16 protein-coding genes and 1 pseudogene are annotated in these 17,068 nt (G+C 71.5%); 5 read left to right on the top strand and 12 right to left on the bottom strand.

Annotation, left to right across the window (positions count from 1 at the left end; all coding sequences use genetic code 11):
• Positions 1 to 134: 134 nt before the first annotated feature.
• Together AB0O15_RS24345 and AB0O15_RS24340 are read right to left on the bottom strand one after the other, a co-directional pair.
• Entirely contained in the window at positions 135 to 575 is a 441-nt protein-coding gene (locus AB0O15_RS24345) for an ATP-binding protein (protein WP_364322468.1), read from the bottom strand.
• A complete protein-coding gene (locus tag AB0O15_RS24340; RefSeq protein ID WP_364322466.1) occupies positions 572 to 934 on the bottom strand; it encodes an STAS domain-containing protein in 363 nt (120 codons plus the stop codon). The genes AB0O15_RS24345 and AB0O15_RS24340 overlap by 4 nt, the downstream gene beginning before the upstream one ends.
• Before the next feature lie 119 nt (positions 935 to 1,053).
• Between AB0O15_RS24340 and AB0O15_RS24335 the strand changes: the two genes are divergently transcribed.
• Positions 1,054 to 3,306: a DEAD/DEAH box helicase gene (locus AB0O15_RS24335; RefSeq protein ID WP_364322464.1), complete on the top strand. Its 2,253-nt coding sequence runs from the start codon at positions 1,054 to 1,056 to the stop codon at positions 3,304 to 3,306.
• 90 nt (positions 3,307 to 3,396) lie between these two features.
• Here AB0O15_RS24335 and AB0O15_RS24330 read toward each other — a convergent pair whose 3' ends face one another.
• The 8 genes and pseudogenes from AB0O15_RS24330 to ssd form a co-directional block, all read right to left on the bottom strand.
• Entirely contained in the window at positions 3,397 to 3,768 is a 372-nt protein-coding gene (locus AB0O15_RS24330; protein ID WP_364322462.1) for an Rv3654c family TadE-like protein, read from the bottom strand.
• The gene (locus tag AB0O15_RS24325; protein WP_364322460.1) at positions 3,765 to 4,109 is read right to left on the bottom strand and encodes a TadE family type IV pilus minor pilin; all 345 of its coding nucleotides are present in this window, start codon (positions 4,107 to 4,109) and stop codon (positions 3,765 to 3,767) included. The genes AB0O15_RS24330 and AB0O15_RS24325 overlap by 4 nt, the downstream gene beginning before the upstream one ends.
• The gene (locus AB0O15_RS24320; RefSeq protein ID WP_364322658.1) at positions 4,109 to 4,237 is read right to left on the bottom strand and encodes a DUF4244 domain-containing protein; all 129 of its coding nucleotides are present in this window, start codon (positions 4,235 to 4,237) and stop codon (positions 4,109 to 4,111) included. Before AB0O15_RS24320 ends, AB0O15_RS24325 begins: the two co-directional genes overlap by 1 nt.
• A gap of 86 nt (positions 4,238 to 4,323) precedes the next feature.
• Positions 4,324 to 4,896, bottom strand: a complete 573-nt coding sequence (locus AB0O15_RS24315; protein ID WP_364322656.1) for a type II secretion system F family protein — start codon at positions 4,894 to 4,896, stop codon at positions 4,324 to 4,326.
• A 35-nt stretch (positions 4,897 to 4,931) separates the two neighbouring features.
• The gene (locus tag AB0O15_RS24310; protein ID WP_364322458.1) at positions 4,932 to 5,342 is read right to left on the bottom strand and encodes a hypothetical protein; all 411 of its coding nucleotides are present in this window, start codon (positions 5,340 to 5,342) and stop codon (positions 4,932 to 4,934) included.
• A complete protein-coding gene (locus AB0O15_RS24305; protein ID WP_364322456.1) occupies positions 5,339 to 6,400 on the bottom strand; it encodes a hypothetical protein in 1,062 nt (353 codons plus the stop codon). The genes AB0O15_RS24310 and AB0O15_RS24305 overlap by 4 nt, the downstream gene beginning before the upstream one ends.
• Positions 6,401 to 6,849: 449 nt before the next feature.
• Positions 6,850 to 8,004: pseudogene (locus AB0O15_RS24300) on the bottom strand (TadA family conjugal transfer-associated ATPase); the annotation flags it as partial.
• On the bottom strand, positions 8,001 to 9,053 hold the full coding sequence (gene ssd / locus AB0O15_RS24295) for a septum site-determining protein Ssd (RefSeq protein WP_364322454.1): 1,053 nt from the start codon (positions 9,051 to 9,053) through the stop codon (positions 8,001 to 8,003). The gene ssd and the pseudogene AB0O15_RS24300, both read right to left, overlap by 4 nt.
• Positions 9,054 to 9,243: 190 nt before the next feature.
• Here ssd and AB0O15_RS24290 point away from each other — a divergent pair, with 190 nt between their 5' ends.
• Both AB0O15_RS24290 and AB0O15_RS24285 read left to right on the top strand, forming a co-directional pair.
• Positions 9,244 to 9,612 carry an STAS domain-containing protein gene (locus AB0O15_RS24290; protein ID WP_364322452.1) on the top strand — a complete coding sequence of 123 codons (369 nt, stop codon included), beginning with the start codon at positions 9,244 to 9,246 and terminating at the stop codon, positions 9,610 to 9,612.
• 313 nt (positions 9,613 to 9,925) lie between these two features.
• Positions 9,926 to 10,726, top strand: coding sequence for an HAD family hydrolase (locus AB0O15_RS24285; protein ID WP_364322450.1), 801 nt, complete (start codon positions 9,926 to 9,928; stop codon positions 10,724 to 10,726).
• A 431-nt stretch (positions 10,727 to 11,157) separates the two neighbouring features.
• On the opposite strand, the gene AB0O15_RS24280 is transcribed toward AB0O15_RS24285, so the two are convergent.
• Together AB0O15_RS24280 and AB0O15_RS24275 are read right to left on the bottom strand one after the other, a co-directional pair.
• Positions 11,158 to 11,652 (bottom strand): PH domain-containing protein, encoded by a 495-nt coding sequence (locus AB0O15_RS24280; protein ID WP_364322448.1) that lies wholly within the window; start codon positions 11,650 to 11,652, stop codon positions 11,158 to 11,160.
• Between the two features lie 83 nt (positions 11,653 to 11,735).
• A complete protein-coding gene (locus AB0O15_RS24275; protein WP_364322446.1) occupies positions 11,736 to 12,467 on the bottom strand; it encodes an oxidoreductase in 732 nt (243 codons plus the stop codon).
• Between the two features lie 198 nt (positions 12,468 to 12,665).
• Between AB0O15_RS24275 and acs the strand changes: the two genes are divergently transcribed.
• Both acs and AB0O15_RS24265 read left to right on the top strand, forming a co-directional pair.
• Positions 12,666 to 14,654 (top strand): acetate--CoA ligase, encoded by a 1,989-nt coding sequence (acs, locus tag AB0O15_RS24270; RefSeq protein ID WP_364322444.1) that lies wholly within the window; start codon positions 12,666 to 12,668, stop codon positions 14,652 to 14,654.
• Positions 14,655 to 14,734: 80 nt separating this feature from the next.
• Entirely contained in the window at positions 14,735 to 17,053 is a 2,319-nt protein-coding gene (locus AB0O15_RS24265) for an immune inhibitor A domain-containing protein (RefSeq protein WP_364322442.1), read from the top strand.
• Positions 17,054 to 17,068 lie beyond the last annotated feature (15 nt).

Below are 17,068 nucleotides of genomic sequence, written 5' to 3'. Positions count from 1 at the left end.
CTGCGGGACCAGGAGCAGTAGCTGATAACCCGCGTACTGTATAGGCCCGCCGTGTTTGTGGTCACACCCAGGCCCGGCCGTGTCGTGGTGATCTTCGCCGCTGTGCTAGTCGGCGTGGCGAGGTTTAAGAGTCACTACCGTCGATTGACCGGCCACGCCATCCGGACCTCGGTGCCGGTGCCGTCATCGACGGGACGCACCTGGAGGTCATCGACAAATCCGGCCAGCAGCGCGAATCCGACACCGGTGGTGAGCGCCTCGTCGGTCAGCGACTCGTCGGCCAGCTCATCCGGCGGGAGCTTGGCCAGGCCGATGCTGGCGTCGATGGGCGCGTGGTCGATCACCCGGACCGCGTACGAGTCGGCATCGGACATCTCGACGGTGACCAGGTCGGCCAGGCCGTACTGACGGTGCAGCGCCACCGCGCGGGTACACGCCTCGCCGATCGCCAGGCGGACCTCGTCCAGGAGCTCCTCGGCCACGCCCGCCCGGCGGGCGACGGCCACGCCGACCAGGCGCGCCGTGCGGACATGCACGGGCGCGGGCGAGAACGAGAGCCGGACCGTCGCCATCACGCGGTCGTCGCGGCGCCGTCACCGCCGGCCGCGGTCGCCGCCTCGACCGACGGATAGATCGGGAACACCTGGTCCAGCGCGGTGATCCGGAAGATCTTCAGAAGCGGTTCCTTCGAGCAGACCAGGCCGAACGTGCCGTCCGCGGCCCGGAGCCGCTTCAGCGCGCCCACCAGCACCCCCAGGCCGGTCGAGTCGAGGAAGTCGACCCGGCCGAGATCCACCACCACCCTGCGTTCGCCGCCGTCGACCAACTCGACCAGCCGCTCCCGCAACCGTGGTGCGGTATAGACATCGACCTCGCCACCGACTTCCAGCACCGTGTGCCCGGCGACGGTGCGGGTCGCCAGCGACAGCTCCATCGTTCCTCCTCCGCCGATCTCCCCCAGCGAATCTAACCACCGAGGGGAACCCCTAGACGCGTAGCAACGTTCGTGGTACCCGTTTGGGGTTCGTCGCATACCGATGCGAGAGTGCTTTGGTGCCGGTCACCCACACCCTTCTGGATCGACCGGCGGTGACGCATGTGGAACACGTCGCGGCGCGGGCCGGACGCACCGTGGCCTGGCCGGCGTGGGTGCACGACGACGTGCTCACGGCGTACACCAAGAACGGGATCTTGAAGCCGTGGGAACATCAGGCCAACGCCGCCACGATGGCCCACGACGGTCTCCATGTGGTGCTCGCCACGGGCACCGGCTCCGGCAAGTCGCTCGGCTACCAGCTGCCCGCGCTGTCCCGCCTGATGTCCGACGACCGGGCGACCGCCCTCTACCTGTCGCCGACCAAGGCGCTCGCGGCCGATCAGTTACGCGCCGTCGCGGGTCTCGACCTCGATGGGGTACGCCCGGCGACCTACGACGGTGACACTCCGCGAGCGGAGCGCGAGTGGATCCGGCAGCACAGCCGCTTTGTGCTGACCAATCCGGACATGCTGCACCACGCAATTCTGCCCGGCCACACCCGGTGGACGCCGTTCCTGCGCAGGCTGGCGTACGTGGTGGTGGACGAGTGCCACGCCTACCGCGGGGTGTTCGGCTCCCACGTGGCGCACGTGCTGCGGCGGCTGCGCCGGGCCGCCGCCCGCTACGGCGCGTCACCCACGTTCGTGCTGGCGTCGGCCACGTCCGGTGACCCGGCCGACGCGGCGTCACGCCTCACCGGCCTCCAGGTCAACGCGGTCGTCGACGACGCCTCGCCCCGCGGCGCCGTGACCTTCGCCCTGTGGGAGCCGCCCCTCGATGCTTCGCTTTCTCCCCCGGTTCGCACGTCGGCCCTTTCCGAGACCGCCGACCTGCTGGCTTCCGCGATCCTCGACGACACACGCACCCTCGCCTTCGTGCGGTCACGCAAGGCGGCCGAGCTGATCGCCACCATGGCCCGCGGCCGGCTGAACGCGGCGGTGCCCGGCCTCGGCCGGCGAGTCGCGGCGTACCGGGGTGGCTACCTGCGCGAGGACCGGCGGGCGCTGGAGCAGGCGCTGCTGTCCGGCGACCTGCTCGGGCTGGCCTCGACCAACGCCCTCGAGCTCGGTGTCGACCTGGTCGGCCTGGACGCGGTGCTGATGTGCGGCTACCCCGGCACCCGGGCGTCGATGTGGCAACAGGCCGGGCGCGCCGGCCGGGCCGGTGGTGACGCCCTGGTGGTGCTGATCGCCCGCGACGACCCCCTGGACATGTACGTGGTGCATCACCCGTCGGCGCTGTTCGGCCGGCCGGTGGAGGCGACCGTGCTCGACCCGTCGAACCCGTACGTGCTGGGACCGCAACTCTGCAGCGCCGCCGCCGAGGCCGCGCTCACCTTCGACGACCTCGCCATGTTCGGTCCCGCGGCGGCCGGCGCGGCCGAGGCGCTGGCCGCGTCCGGCGCCCTGCGCAAACGGCCGACCGGCTACTACTGGACCCAGCGCGGCACCCCCGACGTCGACCTGCGCGGCACCGGCGGCGCACCGGTCGAGGTGGTCGAGGCGGCCACCGGAAAACTGCTCGGCACTGTCGACCGCGCCTCCGCACACGCCATGCTCCACCCCGGCGCCGTCCACCTTCACCAGGGCTTCTCCTTCATCGTCGATGAACTGGACCTGGACGACGGCGTCGCCCTGGTGCACGCGGCCGACCCGCCCTACTCGACCCACCCGCGCGACATCACCGACATCTCGGTCGTCGCGGTGCGGTCATACGTGGACGCGGGCCCGATCGGCCTCTTCCTCGGCGACGTGGACGTCACCAACCAGGTGGTGTCGTTCCAGCGCCGCAGCATCCGGACCGGCGAGGTCATCGACACCACGCCGCTCGACCTGCCGGCCCGTGACCTGCGTACGGTGGCGGTGTGGTTCACGATCTCGCCGCGCGAGCTGTCCCGGGCCGGGGTGGCGCCCGGGGATGTGCCCGGCGCCCTGCACGCGGCCGAGCACGCGGCGATCGGGTTGCTCCCGTTGATCGCCACCTGCGACCGGTGGGACATCGGCGGGCTGTCGACGGCCGGGCATCCCGACACCGAGGCGCCCACGGTGTTCGTGTACGACGGGCAGGCGGGCGGGGCGGGGTTCGCCGAGCGCGCCTATGGCACGGCTGCGGCTTGGCTGGCGGCCACCCGGGACGCGATCTCCGCGTGCGGGTGTGAGGCGGGGTGCCCGTCCTGCATCCAGTCGCCCAAGTGCGGGAACAACAACAGTCCGCTGGACAAGCCTGGCGCGGTGTCGGTTCTGTCGGCGGTGTTGCGCCGGCTGCCTTGAGCGGGCGGTTCTCGCTTTCTTCGGCCTTCTGCTTCGGGCTTCTGCTTCGACCTTTTGCCTCAGGCTTCGGCTTCGGCCCTCGGCTTCGGCTCATGGGCCGGCTGGGGCGAAGATCGGGCCGGCTCTTGCGGCGGCGCGGGCCGGTCTCGGCAGGTGGCCCGTTGTCACCGTCACGTGGACGACGATCTCCAAGCCCTCGACCTGGCAGGACTGCTGCACCGCGCCGTTGGCCTCGACCAGGCGGGCGGCCGCGGCGCAGGCGGGTTCCTGGCCCTCGACCACCCGGGCCGCGCCGGCCAGCGCGCCGAAGTCAGCGGCCGTCCGGGCCTGGTGGCGGGCGACGCGGGCGTTGGCGATCGCGGCGCCGGCCAGGCCGGCCGCGACCAGGACCAGGCCGATGGCCAGGACGAGGATCGACGCCGCCCCGCGCTCGCCCTGCCTTGGTTGCTCGATTGGTGTCATGGCTCGCGGGCCGCTGTTGCCTCGGCGGTGACGGTCAGGGGCAGGGCCACGTCGCCCAGGGGGCGGGGGTTGGCGGTCACGGTCACGGTGATGAGGTCGGTGCCTTCGGCTACGTCGTAGGTGGCTCCCGGCGGGGCGATGCGCTCGATCGCAGGCGCCGGTGGTTCGCCCCGGGCGGCGGCCAGGGCGGCCTCGCGGGCCGCGTCCACGCACTGGATCTTGGTGTTGACCGCGTTGACCGTGCTCACGCCGACGTACAACAGCAGGAGGAGCGCCGGCAGCCCGGCGGCGTACTCCGCGGTGAACGACCCACGGTCGCCACCGGGCCACCGGCGCCGCATCAGCTCAGCGCCTTGTCGACGATGCCGGCCAGCGCCGCCTGCGTCTTGGCGCTGGTCAGGACCTTGAGCAGCAGCCCGGCGAACGCGACTGCCGCGATCGTGCCCATGGCGTACTCGGCCGTGTTCATCCCGGCCTCGGCCGCATCCCTGGTCAGCCGCACGATCCGGGCCTTGAGTCTGCGCACGGTGGATCTCCTTACTGTGGATGGGTGGTTCACAACACGTCGCCGATCAGGGCGACCAGCACCGGCACGAGGCCGGCGAGCACAAAAGCGGGCAGGAAGCACAGCCCGAGCGGCAGCACGATCAGCACCCCCGCCCGCTGAGCGGCGGTCTCGGCGGCAAGCCCCCGATCGGCACGCAGGTCGTCGGTGAGCCGGGTCAGCGCCCCGGCCAGCGCACCCCCGCTGGCACTCGACCGGACGGCCGCCACCACCAGCCGATCCGCACCTTTCACATCGGACAGGTGCGCCCACGCCTCATCCGGCCCCGCCCCCAGCCGCAGCGACCGGGCCGCCCGCTCCAGCCGCTCCCCCAACGGCCCGCCGAGCGCCTCCGCCACCGCGTACACCGCCCGGTCGACCGGCGCCCCCGCCCGCAACGCGGCAGCCAGCAGATCCGCGCAGAGCGGCAGGTCAGCGGCCGCCCGCAGCCGGGCCTCGCGCACCTCCCCCGGCTCCCGCGTCCCGAGGAACCGCCACACCCCGGCCCCAACGGCCATCCCCGGTGCGACCGCCCACCAGGTCCCGACCAGCGCCACCACACCCGCACCGACCCCGGCCGCCATCAACAGATGCAGCCGGCGCTCCCGCCTGCTCCGAGTCACGCCCGATCCCCCACGACAATCGGCGCGCTCCGGCCGTCGTCGGCCACATCGTCGTGCTCGGCGCTGACGGCGACCGCTCGATCCACCCCGTCGCCGGCCCGGCCGATCAGCAGGTCGGACAGGGCGCCGGTCCGGCCGGCAAGTCGATCGGACCCGACCTCCGGCCGGTGAGCTGCAACAACGGTCCGGCTGGTCAAGCGGTCGGACGCGACCTCTGGCTGGTGAGCTGCGGCAACGGTCCGGCTGGTCAAGCGGTCGGACGCGGCGCAGATGAAGGGCGCGCTGGGGTGACCGTCCTCCACCGCGTGCAAGATCGCTGCCGCACAACAGGCTTTGAGGGGTACGAGGGAAGGGCCGCTGCTGTGCATGAAGCGCTCGGCGCCACACACCTCGCGATCGGCGGTCATCGGGTGGCTCCGGCCATCATCCGGTCGCACCACAGGAGTCCGGCGACCTGGAGCACGACAGCGCTCAGAGCGCACGCCGCGCCGAGTTTCGTCTCGAGGAGGACCTGCAGCGGATCCGCGCCGATGCTGTAGCCCAGCCCGATTCCCGCCAGCGGCAACGCCGCCAGGAGCAGGGCGGTCATCTGGGCGCCGGCGGCCTGAGCCTGCGCCGAGGCGGTCGCCCGGTCAGCCGCGCGGGCGTCGTCCTCGATGCGTTCGACCAGGTCGGCCGCGGGGGCGCCGGTGCGCTCGGCCAGCCGCCAAACCGCAGCCGTCAGATCGGCGAGCCGCCGGTCGGCCAGTCCTGTGGTGCGGCAGGCGGTCGGAGGCAATCCGGCCCGCAGGTCACCGGCGAGAGAACAGAGTTCGTCCAAGCTGGACGTCCGGATGCTCGCCGCGGCCCGCCGCCTCATGGCGCGCGATACCGCCCGCACCAGCATGACCGCGTAGACCGCCCCCACCACCGCGGCGACCAGCCCTCCGGTGACCAACCCGATCCCGGACGCGCCGGTCGCACCAACGACCATCAGCCGCCGCGGATCCGACGCAGCAAGCCGAGCAAGCCCCGCTCCCACCGCAGCCAGGTCGACCGCCCACCGCGTCGGGCCCTCCGTCCTCCGCAGCACAGTCAGGCCGACTGCTTGCCGCGCCAAGCCCTTCGTCTCCCGCTCCACAGCCAGGCCAACCCCGCGCCGCGCCAAGCCCTCCCCGTCACGCGCCGCAACCAGGCCAACCGCCCGCCGCGCCAAGCCCTCCCCGTCACGCGCCGCAACCAGGCCAACCGCCCGCCGCGCCAAGCCCTCCCCGTCTCGCGCCGCAACCAGGCCCACCGCCCGCCGCGCCAAGCCCTCCCCGTCTCGCGCCGCAACCAGGCCCACCGCGCGCCGCGTCGGACCATTCGTCTGTCGCAGCCGACGCAACGGCGCACGAAGCCGCCTGATCCGCAGAACAACCGCCGGCACAACAACCAACGCCGCCAGGCCGAGCAGCATGGCCAGCTCTTGGAACTCCGCGTTCATGGCCGCGTCACCGCCAGAACGCCGAGCCGACAAGGCGCGTCGGCCTGCGGCTTCACTTCACCCGCCAGCACCTCAGGACCGGGCCGAGGCCGATCCTTCGTCGGCCGGTCGACCCACTTGGCCGAGAGACTTCCGACGCCCGGCGCGACGTGCCGCCGCGCAAAGGAGCCGGAAGCCCTCTCGGGCAAAGGCTCAAAAGGAGGGGAAGGGACCTCGGGAGACGGCTCGACAAGATCGGCCCATGGACGCCCTCGCCGGACCTGGCCGATAGTCGAAGCAGAGGGCGCCGACACGAGCGGCGCAACTGAGGCGGACGTAGGCGGAGCGGACGGCGCGGATGCGAGTGGCGCGCCTGACGCGGGCGGCGTAGGCGGAGGCAGCGCGGGTGGCGCGGACGCTGAGGCGGGCGGAGGTGGGGCAGGGACCGGGATGGCGGTGGGTTGGGGGGACAGGAGTGAAGGGGGCGGGACGCCTCGGGAGGTCAGGAGTTGGGACAGGGCCTCGGCGGCGGGGCCTCGGCCGGTGGCTCGGTGCCAGGCGGGGACGACGGTGGCCAGGCGGTCGTGGCCGTTGGGGAGCAGGACGCTGATGGAATCGAGGGAGCGGCCGGATGGCGTACGCCTGACCTGGAGGATCACCTGCAACGCGGCCAGCACCTGGGCGTGCAGGGCGGCCCGCGGCAGGCCGCCCAGCAGGCCCAGCGCCTCCAAGCGGGCGGGCACGTCGGCGGGAGCGTTGGCGTGCAGGGTGCCCGCGCCGCCCTCGTGGCCGGTGTTCAGGGCGCCGAGCAGGTCGACGATCTCGGCGCCTCGGCACTCGCCGATCACCAGGCGGTCGGGGCGCATGCGGAGCGCCTGGCGGACCAGGTCGGTGAGGCCGACGACACCGGCGCCCTCCACATTGGCCGTGCGGGCCTGGAGGGCGACGACATGCGGGTGGGTGGGCCGGAGTTCGGCCGCGTCCTCGACCAGCACGATCCGCTCGGTCGGCGGCACCAGGCCCAGGAGCGTTCCGAGCAGGGTCGTCTTGCCGCTGCCGGTGCCGCCGGTGACCAGGTAGGCCAGGCGGGCGGCGACGATCGCGGACAGCACCTCGGCCGGCCCGGTCGCCACGGTGCCGTCGGCCACCAGGTCGTCGAGGGTGAACGGGCGCTGGCGGAAGGTGCGCAGTGACAGGTACGGGCCCGACGTCGCGATCGGCGGCAGCACCGCGTGCAGGCGGGTGCCGTCGGGCAGCCGGGCGTCGGCGAACGGCTGGCCGTCGTCCAGGCGCCGGCCACACGCGGCGGCCAGGCGCTGCGCCAAATGGCGTACCTCGTCGGCTGTTCCTGTCTGGACCTCGGCCCGCACCAGGCCGGCGCCCCGATCGACCCACACCTCGGTGCCGTTGACCAGCACGTCGGTGACCGACGGCTCGGCCAGCAGCGGGGCGAGCGGCCCGGCGCCGACCAGCTCGTCGTGCACCTGGCCGGCCAGCCGCAGCACCGTGGTGTCGCCCAGCACCGCGTGTTCGGACCGCACCGCCGTGACCACCGCGGCCGGCGTGGCCTCGGTGCCCTCGATCGCGAACTGTTGCCGCACCCGCGCGGCCAGCGGGGCGCTCACGCCGCCGCCGCGAGCAGGTCACGGCACAGTTCGGCCAGCGGACCCCGGCCGGCGGCCGCCGGTGGCTCGCCGCGTTCCAGGGCCTGGCACATCCCGGGTTCCGGCTCGAGCACGCCCGCCAGGGGCAGCGACAGCGCCGCCGCCACGTCCTTGGGCTTCAGCCGGCCGGGCGCGGGACCGCGCACCACCACGGCCTGGTGGTCGCAGTGGTGGGCGACCATCGCCGCGATCCGGCCGGCCGCCGCGGTGGCGCGCAGCTCGGCCGGCACCACGAGCAGGGTGCGGTCGGCGGCCTGAAGGGCCAGCGTGGCGGCGTCGTCGAGGCGCCGGGGCAGGTCGACGACGACCAGGTCGCGGCCGCGGCGGGCAGCGTCGAGCGTGGCCGCCATGGCTTCGCCGGGCACCGGGGCCAGGGCGTCCTGCCGGGTGAACGACAGCAGCACCAGGTCGCCGTCGCGGGGCAGGGCCCCCATCAGGGCGGGCGGGTCGACCCGGCCGTCGGCGGCGGCCAGTTCGGGCCAGCGCAGGCCCACCATCTTCTCCCAGCCGAGCACCAGGTCGAGGCCGCCGCCGAGCGGGTCGGCGTCGATCAGGAGGGTGCGCCGGCCGCCCCGGACGGCGGTGACGGCCAGCGCGGTGGCGAGGATGCTGGCGCCGGCGCCGCCGCGCCCGCCGATCACGGCGAGGACGCGCGCCCCCGACCGATCGGTGGGCGGGGCCGCGAACTGGTCGACCACCCACGGCTCGGCGACCGGCAGGGCCGCGACATGGTCGGCGCCGAGCAGCTGGGCGCCCGCCCAGACCTCGTCGGGCGGGCTGCCGGGCCCCACGATGATCACCCGGCAGCGGCGGGGCAGGCGGGCGCGGACGCACGGCTGGACCTGGTCGGCGCCGATCACGACGAGCGGCGCGGCGGAGTATCGGGGGCGGGCGGCGGCCGGGTCGTGGGCCACGTCGACCTCGGCGCCGCCGGCGGCGGCGAGACGCAGCAGGTCGTCGAGCAGGCCCGGGTCGGCGGTGACCACGAGCGGACGGCGCGGTACGGGCATCGGGCCTCCAGGTGAGCGGTGGGCTCACACCGTGGCTCGCCGGCGGCGCTCCGGGCGTACGGAGATCGTCTTCTTGTGGATAACTCACCAGGCTGTGGATAACTCTCACCCCATCGGCGGATCCGAACTGGGCCGGAGTGGAACTGTCGCTTCACGGGTATCGTGATGCGACACAAAGCGATGGAGGGGCATGGAGGACGCGACCCTGAGCGCCGCCGCCGGTGACGGCACGGCGACCGTCACCGTGCTGGGTGAGGTCGACTTCTCTAATGCCGGCGAGGTCTCCGACGAGATCCGCGAGGCCGTCGACCAGTTCCGCCCCTCGGTGCTCTACATCGACCTCAAGGACGCGTCGTTCGTCGACTCGACCGGGCTGGGCGCGCTGATCGAGGGCTACCACGCCGCCGGCGAGCGCGACTGCCGCTTCGTCGTCGTCAACCCGAACGCGAATTTCCGCCGGGTCCTGGCCGTCACCGGCCTGAGCGAACTGTTCGGCCTGACCGAGATCGAGGGCGCCGGCCTGGGTGATTTCGAGACGACCGAGGCGACCGGCGCCTGACCGGCCCGGAACAGAAGACGACCCCCGTCGGGGGAGACGGGGGTCGTCCTTGGATTCGGCTCCGGGGGGGTCGAGCCGAATCAACCCGGTGATCGCGGGGGGCGCAACCACCGAGGGTCTCAACAATCGAGATGCTCAGCATGGGATGCAACATGAATCTCTGTCGCAACACAAGTCTGCCTCAGCAGAAGCCGACCGTCGAGTACCCCGCGTAACCAACTGCCCGTTCTCCCCGGTTTCTTTCCGTTACCCGTGGTGATGGCGGGTGTGGAGGACAGCGGCCCGGCGCGTCGAGCCGTTACACTTTCGGCCCGTGGGGCGCAGCGCCGCGTTTTTCGACCTCGACAAGACCGTCATCGCCAAGTCCAGCGCATTGGCCTTCGGACGGCCTTTCTATCGTGACGGCCTGATCAGCCGGCAAGACGTCGTGAAGACCGCCTATGCGCAGCTGATGTTCCGCATGGGTGGCACCGACGAGCAGACCATGGCCCGCACCCGCGACTACCTCGCGGCGCTGTGCAAGGGCTGGCGGGTCGAGCAGGTGAGCCAGATCGTGGCCGAGACCCTCGACGACCTGATCAATCCGTACGTGTACGCGGAAGCCGCCACCCTGATCGGCGAACATCAGGCCGCCGGCCGCGACGTCGTCCTGGTGTCCGCCTCGGGTGAAGAGATGGTGCGCCCGATCGGCGAGCTGCTCGGCATCACCGACATCATCGCCACCCGCATGGGCGTGGTCGACGGGCGCTACAGCGGCGAGATCGAGTTCTACGCCGCCGGGGAACACAAGGCCGATGGGGTACGCGAGATGGCCGGCGTTCGCGGCTACGACCTGTCGGAGTGTTACGCCTACTCCGATTCGAGCAGTGACCTCCCGTTGCTGGCGGCGGTCGGGCACCCCAGCGCGGTGAACCCGAGCCGCAACCTGCGCCGGGTGGCGATCGAGCGGTCGTGGCCGGTCCTCGAGTTCCGTCACCCGATCCCGCTGGGCCGCCGCCTCCGCGAGCGGCCCGCCGTCCCGGTGGCCGCGGCCGCCCTGGGCGTCGGCGTCGGTGTTGCGATCGGCCTGGCGATCTACGGCCGCCACCGCAAGGCCCGCGCCGCGAACGCCTGAGTCGCGCGGCTCACATCGCAATCCGGGTCCGGCCCTGTGGACAACGCCGAAGAACGTCACCCGCGACGGCTACCTTGACGCCCACCCCAGTGCCGGGGTGGGGGTGGCGGCGGAAGAGGCCGTTGATCTTGATTGATGTGTCTGACTAATTCGGTTTGGTCCAACTTTGCGAGCGGAACCCATGGCGATCAAGGACCGTCGGGCGTAGAAAGAACGAGCGGGAGATGAGAGATCGGATCCCGTGCACGGCCACCGGGAACCCACGCGCGATCAGCCACGGCAGGCACGTTGCGGCGGGACCTCGGCCACCTCAGCCGTGAGGCTCGGGCGGTTGCAGGACTGTCGACAACGACCCAGGTGCACGCTTGATATCCCGGTCCGGACGCGCGAAAGAACGGCGCCCTCAGTGGCGCCGTTCTTCACGTCGAGGGTCAGGCGTTGACGGCCTTCGAGTGCCGGTTGCGCAGCTCGTGGTAGACGGCCCGGAAGACCTTGGGACGCGAGTGGAAGTCGACGCCCTGCGCCCACAGCTCGGTGTTGACCGTGGTGCCGTCGGGGCGCTCGATGAGCACGGTCATGCCGCTCTCGATCTCCCAGGGGCCGAGCCGGTGCGTGGCCTTGTGCAGCCGCACGTGGGCGATCTCCTGCCAGGACATCGTCCGCGACCGCAGCAGCCCCCGGATCCGCAGGCCGCGGGTGCTGACGTAGGCGCCCATCTGGAGGATCCGCCAGGAGCCGAGCACCCAGGCCACGGCCAGGATCGACGCCATCAGCCGGACGCCGTGCCAGTCGAGCGCGAACGTGTCGACGCTGGTCCAGCCGAGCAGGCCGAGCGCGATCGCCTCCCAGCCGATGACCAGCCAGCGGCCGGCGCCGGGGGTGTAGGGGCGCGTCCAGGTCTCGTTGGCCATCTCGGCGAGCGTCACGCGCGCAAGTATGCCAACGCGACACGCCCGGGCCGCGAAATCGACGCAGATCGCCACCATCCGGGTGAGTGGCCCCTAAGCTGTTAGGCCGCCGCGAGCACCCCATCGCCGACGGTGACCAGTTCGTCGGCGCCGGCCGCCGCGGCCGCGGCGTAGTGCCTCAGCCAGGAACGGATGCCGTCGGGCGTACCCGTGGCATAGGCGTTGGCCGCACCCACGTACTCGGGCTCGCGCGAACGGTGACCGACGTCGGCCGCGACCAGACCGCGGGGGTCGAAGGCGCGCCCGACCAGCGTGAGGCGCGCCGCGGCCCGGGCCACCACCCCGGCCGGGCCGGCGAACGGACGCAGCGTGAGCAGCTCGGCGTGCACCACGGCGGCCAGCAGCATCGGCGGGGTCGTCTCGTTCCCGGCGACCAGGGCCGACAGCGCGTCGATACGGTCGGCGGCGCTGGACGGACGCCCGAGTTCCGCCGCCGGCACCACCCCGCGGGCGGCGAGCACATGCAACCGGGCCAGCGCCTGCCGGGGCGCGTTGAGCCACAGGTCGGCGAGGTCGGTGGAGAAGACGCGGAGCGCGCCCTGCACGACCGGGTCGGTCACCGTTCCGGCGCGTACGTCCTCCACCTCGTACTCATGGCCTTCGAGACCGGCCGAAGCCACCGCCGAGCGCAGGCTGATCTCGGCCGCGACCCGGCCGCCCTGCCGGCGCAGGGCCCGGTGGCGCATCGCGGCGTCGACGCGGGCCTGGGCGTCGGCGAAGGCGGACGCGACATCGGCGAGATCGAGCAGCGGCGCAAGCGGGTCCATGGGCACGGAACCACGGTATAGGCCACCGGAAAGATGCGCCGAAGGGCTCGGTTACGGCAAGATCCGAGCAGTAACACGCATCGACACACCAGCCAGCGCGCATTGCGGACCGCAGAGCGCGCTGGTCGCCGCAACCCTCGCCGGGCCCGCCCGGCGCAACTAATGTCGTCAGAAAGCCCCGGTCACGGCATAGGAGCCGCACTCATGAGCAAGAGCCTGGAGAATCTGTACTCGGAGACGCGGCAGTTCCCGCCGCCGGAGGCGCTGGCCGCGAACGCCAACGTCAAGGCCGACGCGTACGACCGGGCCGCCTCGGACCGCATCGGCTTCTGGGAGGAGCAGGCTCGCCGGCTCACCTGGGCCAAGGAGTGGGACCAGGCGGTGGACTGGTCGAACCCGCCGTTCGCGAAGTGGTTCCTCGGTGGCGAGCTGAACGTCGCCTACAACTGCGTCGACCGGCACGTCGAGGCCGGCCACGGCGACAAGGTCGCGATCCACTGGGAGGGCGAGCCGGCCGGCGACACCCGCACGATCACCTACAACGACCTGCTGACGAGCGTCAGCCAGGCGGCGAACACGCTGACCGAGCTGGGTGTCGGCGCGGGCGACCGGGTGGCCATCTACCTGCCGATGATCCCCGAGGCCGCGGTCGCGATGCTGGCCTGCGCCCGGGTCGGCGCCACGCACAGCGTCGTCTTCGGCGGCTTCTCGGTGGACGCGCTCTCCACCCGCATCCAGGACGCGGACGCCAAGCTGGTGATCACCGCGGACGGCGGCTACCGGCGCGGCAAGCCGTCGGCGCTCAAGCCGACCGTGGACGAGGCCGTGGCCCAGTGCCCGAGCATCGAGCACGTCCTGGTCGTCCGGCGCACCGGACAGGACGTGACCTGGGGCGACAAGGATGTCTGGTGGCACGAGACGGTCGAGCGGGCCAGCCCGGAGCACAAGGCCCAGGCGTTCGACAGTGAGCACCCGCTCTTCATCCTCTACACCTCGGGTACGACCGGGAAGCCGAAGGGCATCCTGCACACCACGGGCGGCTACCTGACTCAGACCTCGTACACCCATCACGCGGTCTTCGATCTGAAGCCGGAGAGCGACGTGTACTGGTGCACCGCCGACATCGGCTGGGTCACCGGGCACTCCTACATCGTCTACGGCCCGCTCTCCAACGGCGCCACCCAGGTGATGTACGAGGGCACGCCGGACACCCCGCACAAGGGCCGCTTCTGGGACATCGTGGACAAGTACCGGGTGTCCATCATGTACACCGCGCCGACGCTGATCCGCACCATGATGAAGTGGGGCGACGACATCCCGGCCCAGCACGACCTGTCCTCGCTGCGGGTGCTGGGCAGCGTGGGCGAGCCGATCAACCCCGAGGCCTGGATGTGGTACCGGGAGAACGTCGGGCGGGAGAAGAGCCCGATCGTGGACACCTGGTGGCAGACCGAGACCGGCGCGATCATGATCTCGCCGCTGCCCGGTGTCACCGCGGCCAAGCCCGGCTCGGCGATGAAGGCGCTGCCCGGCGTCTCGGCCGACGTGGTCGACGACACGGCCGAGCCGGTGCCCAACGGCGGCGGCGGCTTCCTGGTGCTGACCGAGCCGTGGCCGTCGATGCTGCGCGGCATCTGGGGCGACGACCAGCGGTTCAAGGACACCTACTGGTCGCGCTTCGGAGCGGGTGCGGGCAGCGGGGACAAATGGATCTACTTCGCCGGTGACGGGGCCAAGAAGGACGACGACGGCGACCTCTGGCTGCTCGGCCGGGTCGACGACGTCATGCTGATCTCCGGGCACAACATCTCCACCACCGAGGTCGAGTCGGCCCTGGTGTCGCACCCGTCGGTGGCCGAGGCGGCGGTGGTCGGCGCGACCGACCCGACGACCGGCCAGGCCATCGTGGCGTTCACCATCCCGCGCGGCAATGTGGACACCGAGGGCGACGCCGGCGAGGACCTGATCAAGGAGCTGCGCAACCACGTGGCCAAGAAGCTCGGCCCGATCGCCAAGCCGCGCCAGATCATGCTGGTGCCGGAACTGCCCAAGACCCGCTCCGGAAAGATCATGCGCCGGTTGCTCAAGGACGTGGCCGAGCACCGCTCGCTCGGCGACGTCACCACGCTGCAGGACTCCGCGGTGATGGACCTCATTTCATCTGGCATGAAAGACCGCAAGTCAGAGGACTGATAGCTCTTCTTTTGATCGAGACATGCGCATACGTTGGCGGGAGCCCCTGATCCGGGGCTCCCTTCAACGGAGGTACAGACGTGCGCAAAGTGGTCGCAGGACTGCTTGGCGCCGCGATGGTCACCGCGTTCGGCGCAACCCTGCCGACGGTGGCCTCAGCGGCACCGCCCGACGGATCGGTCACCGCCGGCAAGCGGACCGGGGTCGACGATTACCCCAACCCCCTCGAGGAGAAGCGGCGCGACAAGCGCCAGAAGGCCGTCAACGACGTCCTCAAGGGAAAGCTCAAGGTTGAGAAGCGTGGCGCCAGCAAGGTCGCGAAGCTGGCCGACGGAACATATGTGGAACTGGCCCGGGAGAAGACCGACCGGCTGTTCGTGATCCTGGCCGAGTTCGGCAACGAGCGGCACCCCGACTTCCCCGATGTGGACACCGTTCCCGGCACGCCCGGCCCGGTCACCTTCGACGGCCCGCTGCGCAACAAGATCCCCCAGCCCGACCGCTCGGTCGACAACAAGACGATCTGGCAGGCCGACTACAACCGCGAGCACTACCAGCAGCTCTACTTCGGCCAGGGCGCCGGTGTCGAGTCGCTGAAGACGTACTACGAGGCGCAGTCGTCCGGGCGCTACAGCGTCGACGGCGAGGTCACCGACTGGGTCAAGGTGCGCTACAACGAGGCCCGGTACGGCCGGGACTGCGACATCAACGGCGACTGTGGCGCGTACACCTGGTTCCTGGTGCAGGACGCCGCCAACCAGTGGGTCGCCGACCAGAAGGCCGCCGGTCGCACCGACGAGCAGATCAAGGCCGACCTGGCCACGTTCGACACGTACGACCGTTACGACCACGACAACGACGGCGACTTCAACGAGCCGGACGGCTACCTCGACCACTTCCAGATCGTCCACGCCGGCGGTGACGAGGCCGACGGCGACCGCCAGCAGGGCGAGGACGCGATCTGGTCGCACCGCTCGTACGCGTTCCAGGACCTGCGGGGCGGCAGCACCGGCCCGGAGGGCAACCTGGACGGCGGCGCCCAGGTCGGCGACACCGGCTTCTGGATCGGCGACTACACCGTCCAGCCGGAGAACGGCGGCCTGAGCGTCTTCGCCCACGAGTACGGCCACGACCTCGGCCTGCCCGACGACTACGACACCTCGGGCGGCACCAACAACAACACCGAGTACTGGTCGCTGATGGCGCAGAGCCGGCTCAACGGCGCCGGCGAGCCGGTCGGCACCCGGCCCGGCGACCTGGGCGCCTGGAACAAGCTCCAGCTCGGCTGGCTCGACTACGAGGTCGTCCCCGCCGGGAAGAAGAAGACCCTGGTCCTCGGCCCGGAGGAGTACAACACCGACAACGCTCAGGGCGCGGTCGTGGTGCTGCCCGACATCGTGCAGACCGAAGAGCTCGGCGCGCCGTTCGCGGGCGCCAAGCAGTGGTTCTCCGGCAACGAGGACAACCTGCAGAACACGCTGACCAAGACGGTCGACCTGACCGGGGCGACCAGCGCCTCGTTCGACCTGAAGGGCCGCTGGAACATCGAGGAGGGCTTCGACTACCTGTACGCCGAGGTGTCGACCAACGGCACGAACTGGACGCCGGTCGACGGCACGGTCAACGGGCAGCCGTTCCCCAAGGACACCTCGAAGCGGCCGGCGCTGAGCGGCGAGCAGGCCGAATGGGCCGACCTCTCGGTGCCGCTGACCGCGTACCTCGGCCGGCAGATCCAGGTGCGCCTGCGGTACGCCACCGACCTGGGCGTCACCGCCGGCGGCTTCTTCGGTGACAACCTGACCATCACGGTGAACGGCGCGGCGCAGTCCGTCGACGGTGCCGAGGGCCCGCTGACCTGGACCAGCAAGGGCTGGACGACGGTCGGCTCGTCGATCACCGGCTCGTACGACAACTTCTACATCGCGGGCTACCGCACCCACACGTCCTTCGGCAAGTACCTGCTGACCGGCCCGTACAACTACGGCTGGCCGACCAAGCCGCTGTGGGCCGAGCACTTCGCCTATCAGAAGGGCCTGTTGATCTCGTACGCCAACTCGGGCTACCGGGACAACAACGTCAACGCCCACCCGGGCTACGGGCGCAACCTCTACGTGGACGCGCACCCGGACGCGATCTACAACATCGAGGGCAACCCGTGGCGGTCCCGCGTCATGCTGTACGACGCGCCGTTCAGCCTGACCCGGGCCGACTCGATGACGCTGCACGTCAACGGCAAGCCCTCGCTGATCCGGGGCAAGGCCGCCGTGCCGCTGTTCGACGACACGCGCTTGTACTTCGACCCGGCCATCCCGTACGCCGGGGTGAAGCTGCCCGCGGTCGGCGTCAAGATCCGCGTCGTGGAGCAGGGCGCGACCACCATGAAGATCCGCATCAGCTGATCTTTCGCCGGTGAG

This window comes from Actinoplanes sp. NPDC089786 (genome assembly GCF_040684855.1).
Taxonomy (GTDB): domain Bacteria; phylum Actinomycetota; class Actinomycetes; order Mycobacteriales; family Micromonosporaceae; genus Actinoplanes.
The sequence above is the reverse complement of the archived record's forward strand: the minus strand, read 5'-3'. Positions and strand labels throughout refer to the sequence as shown.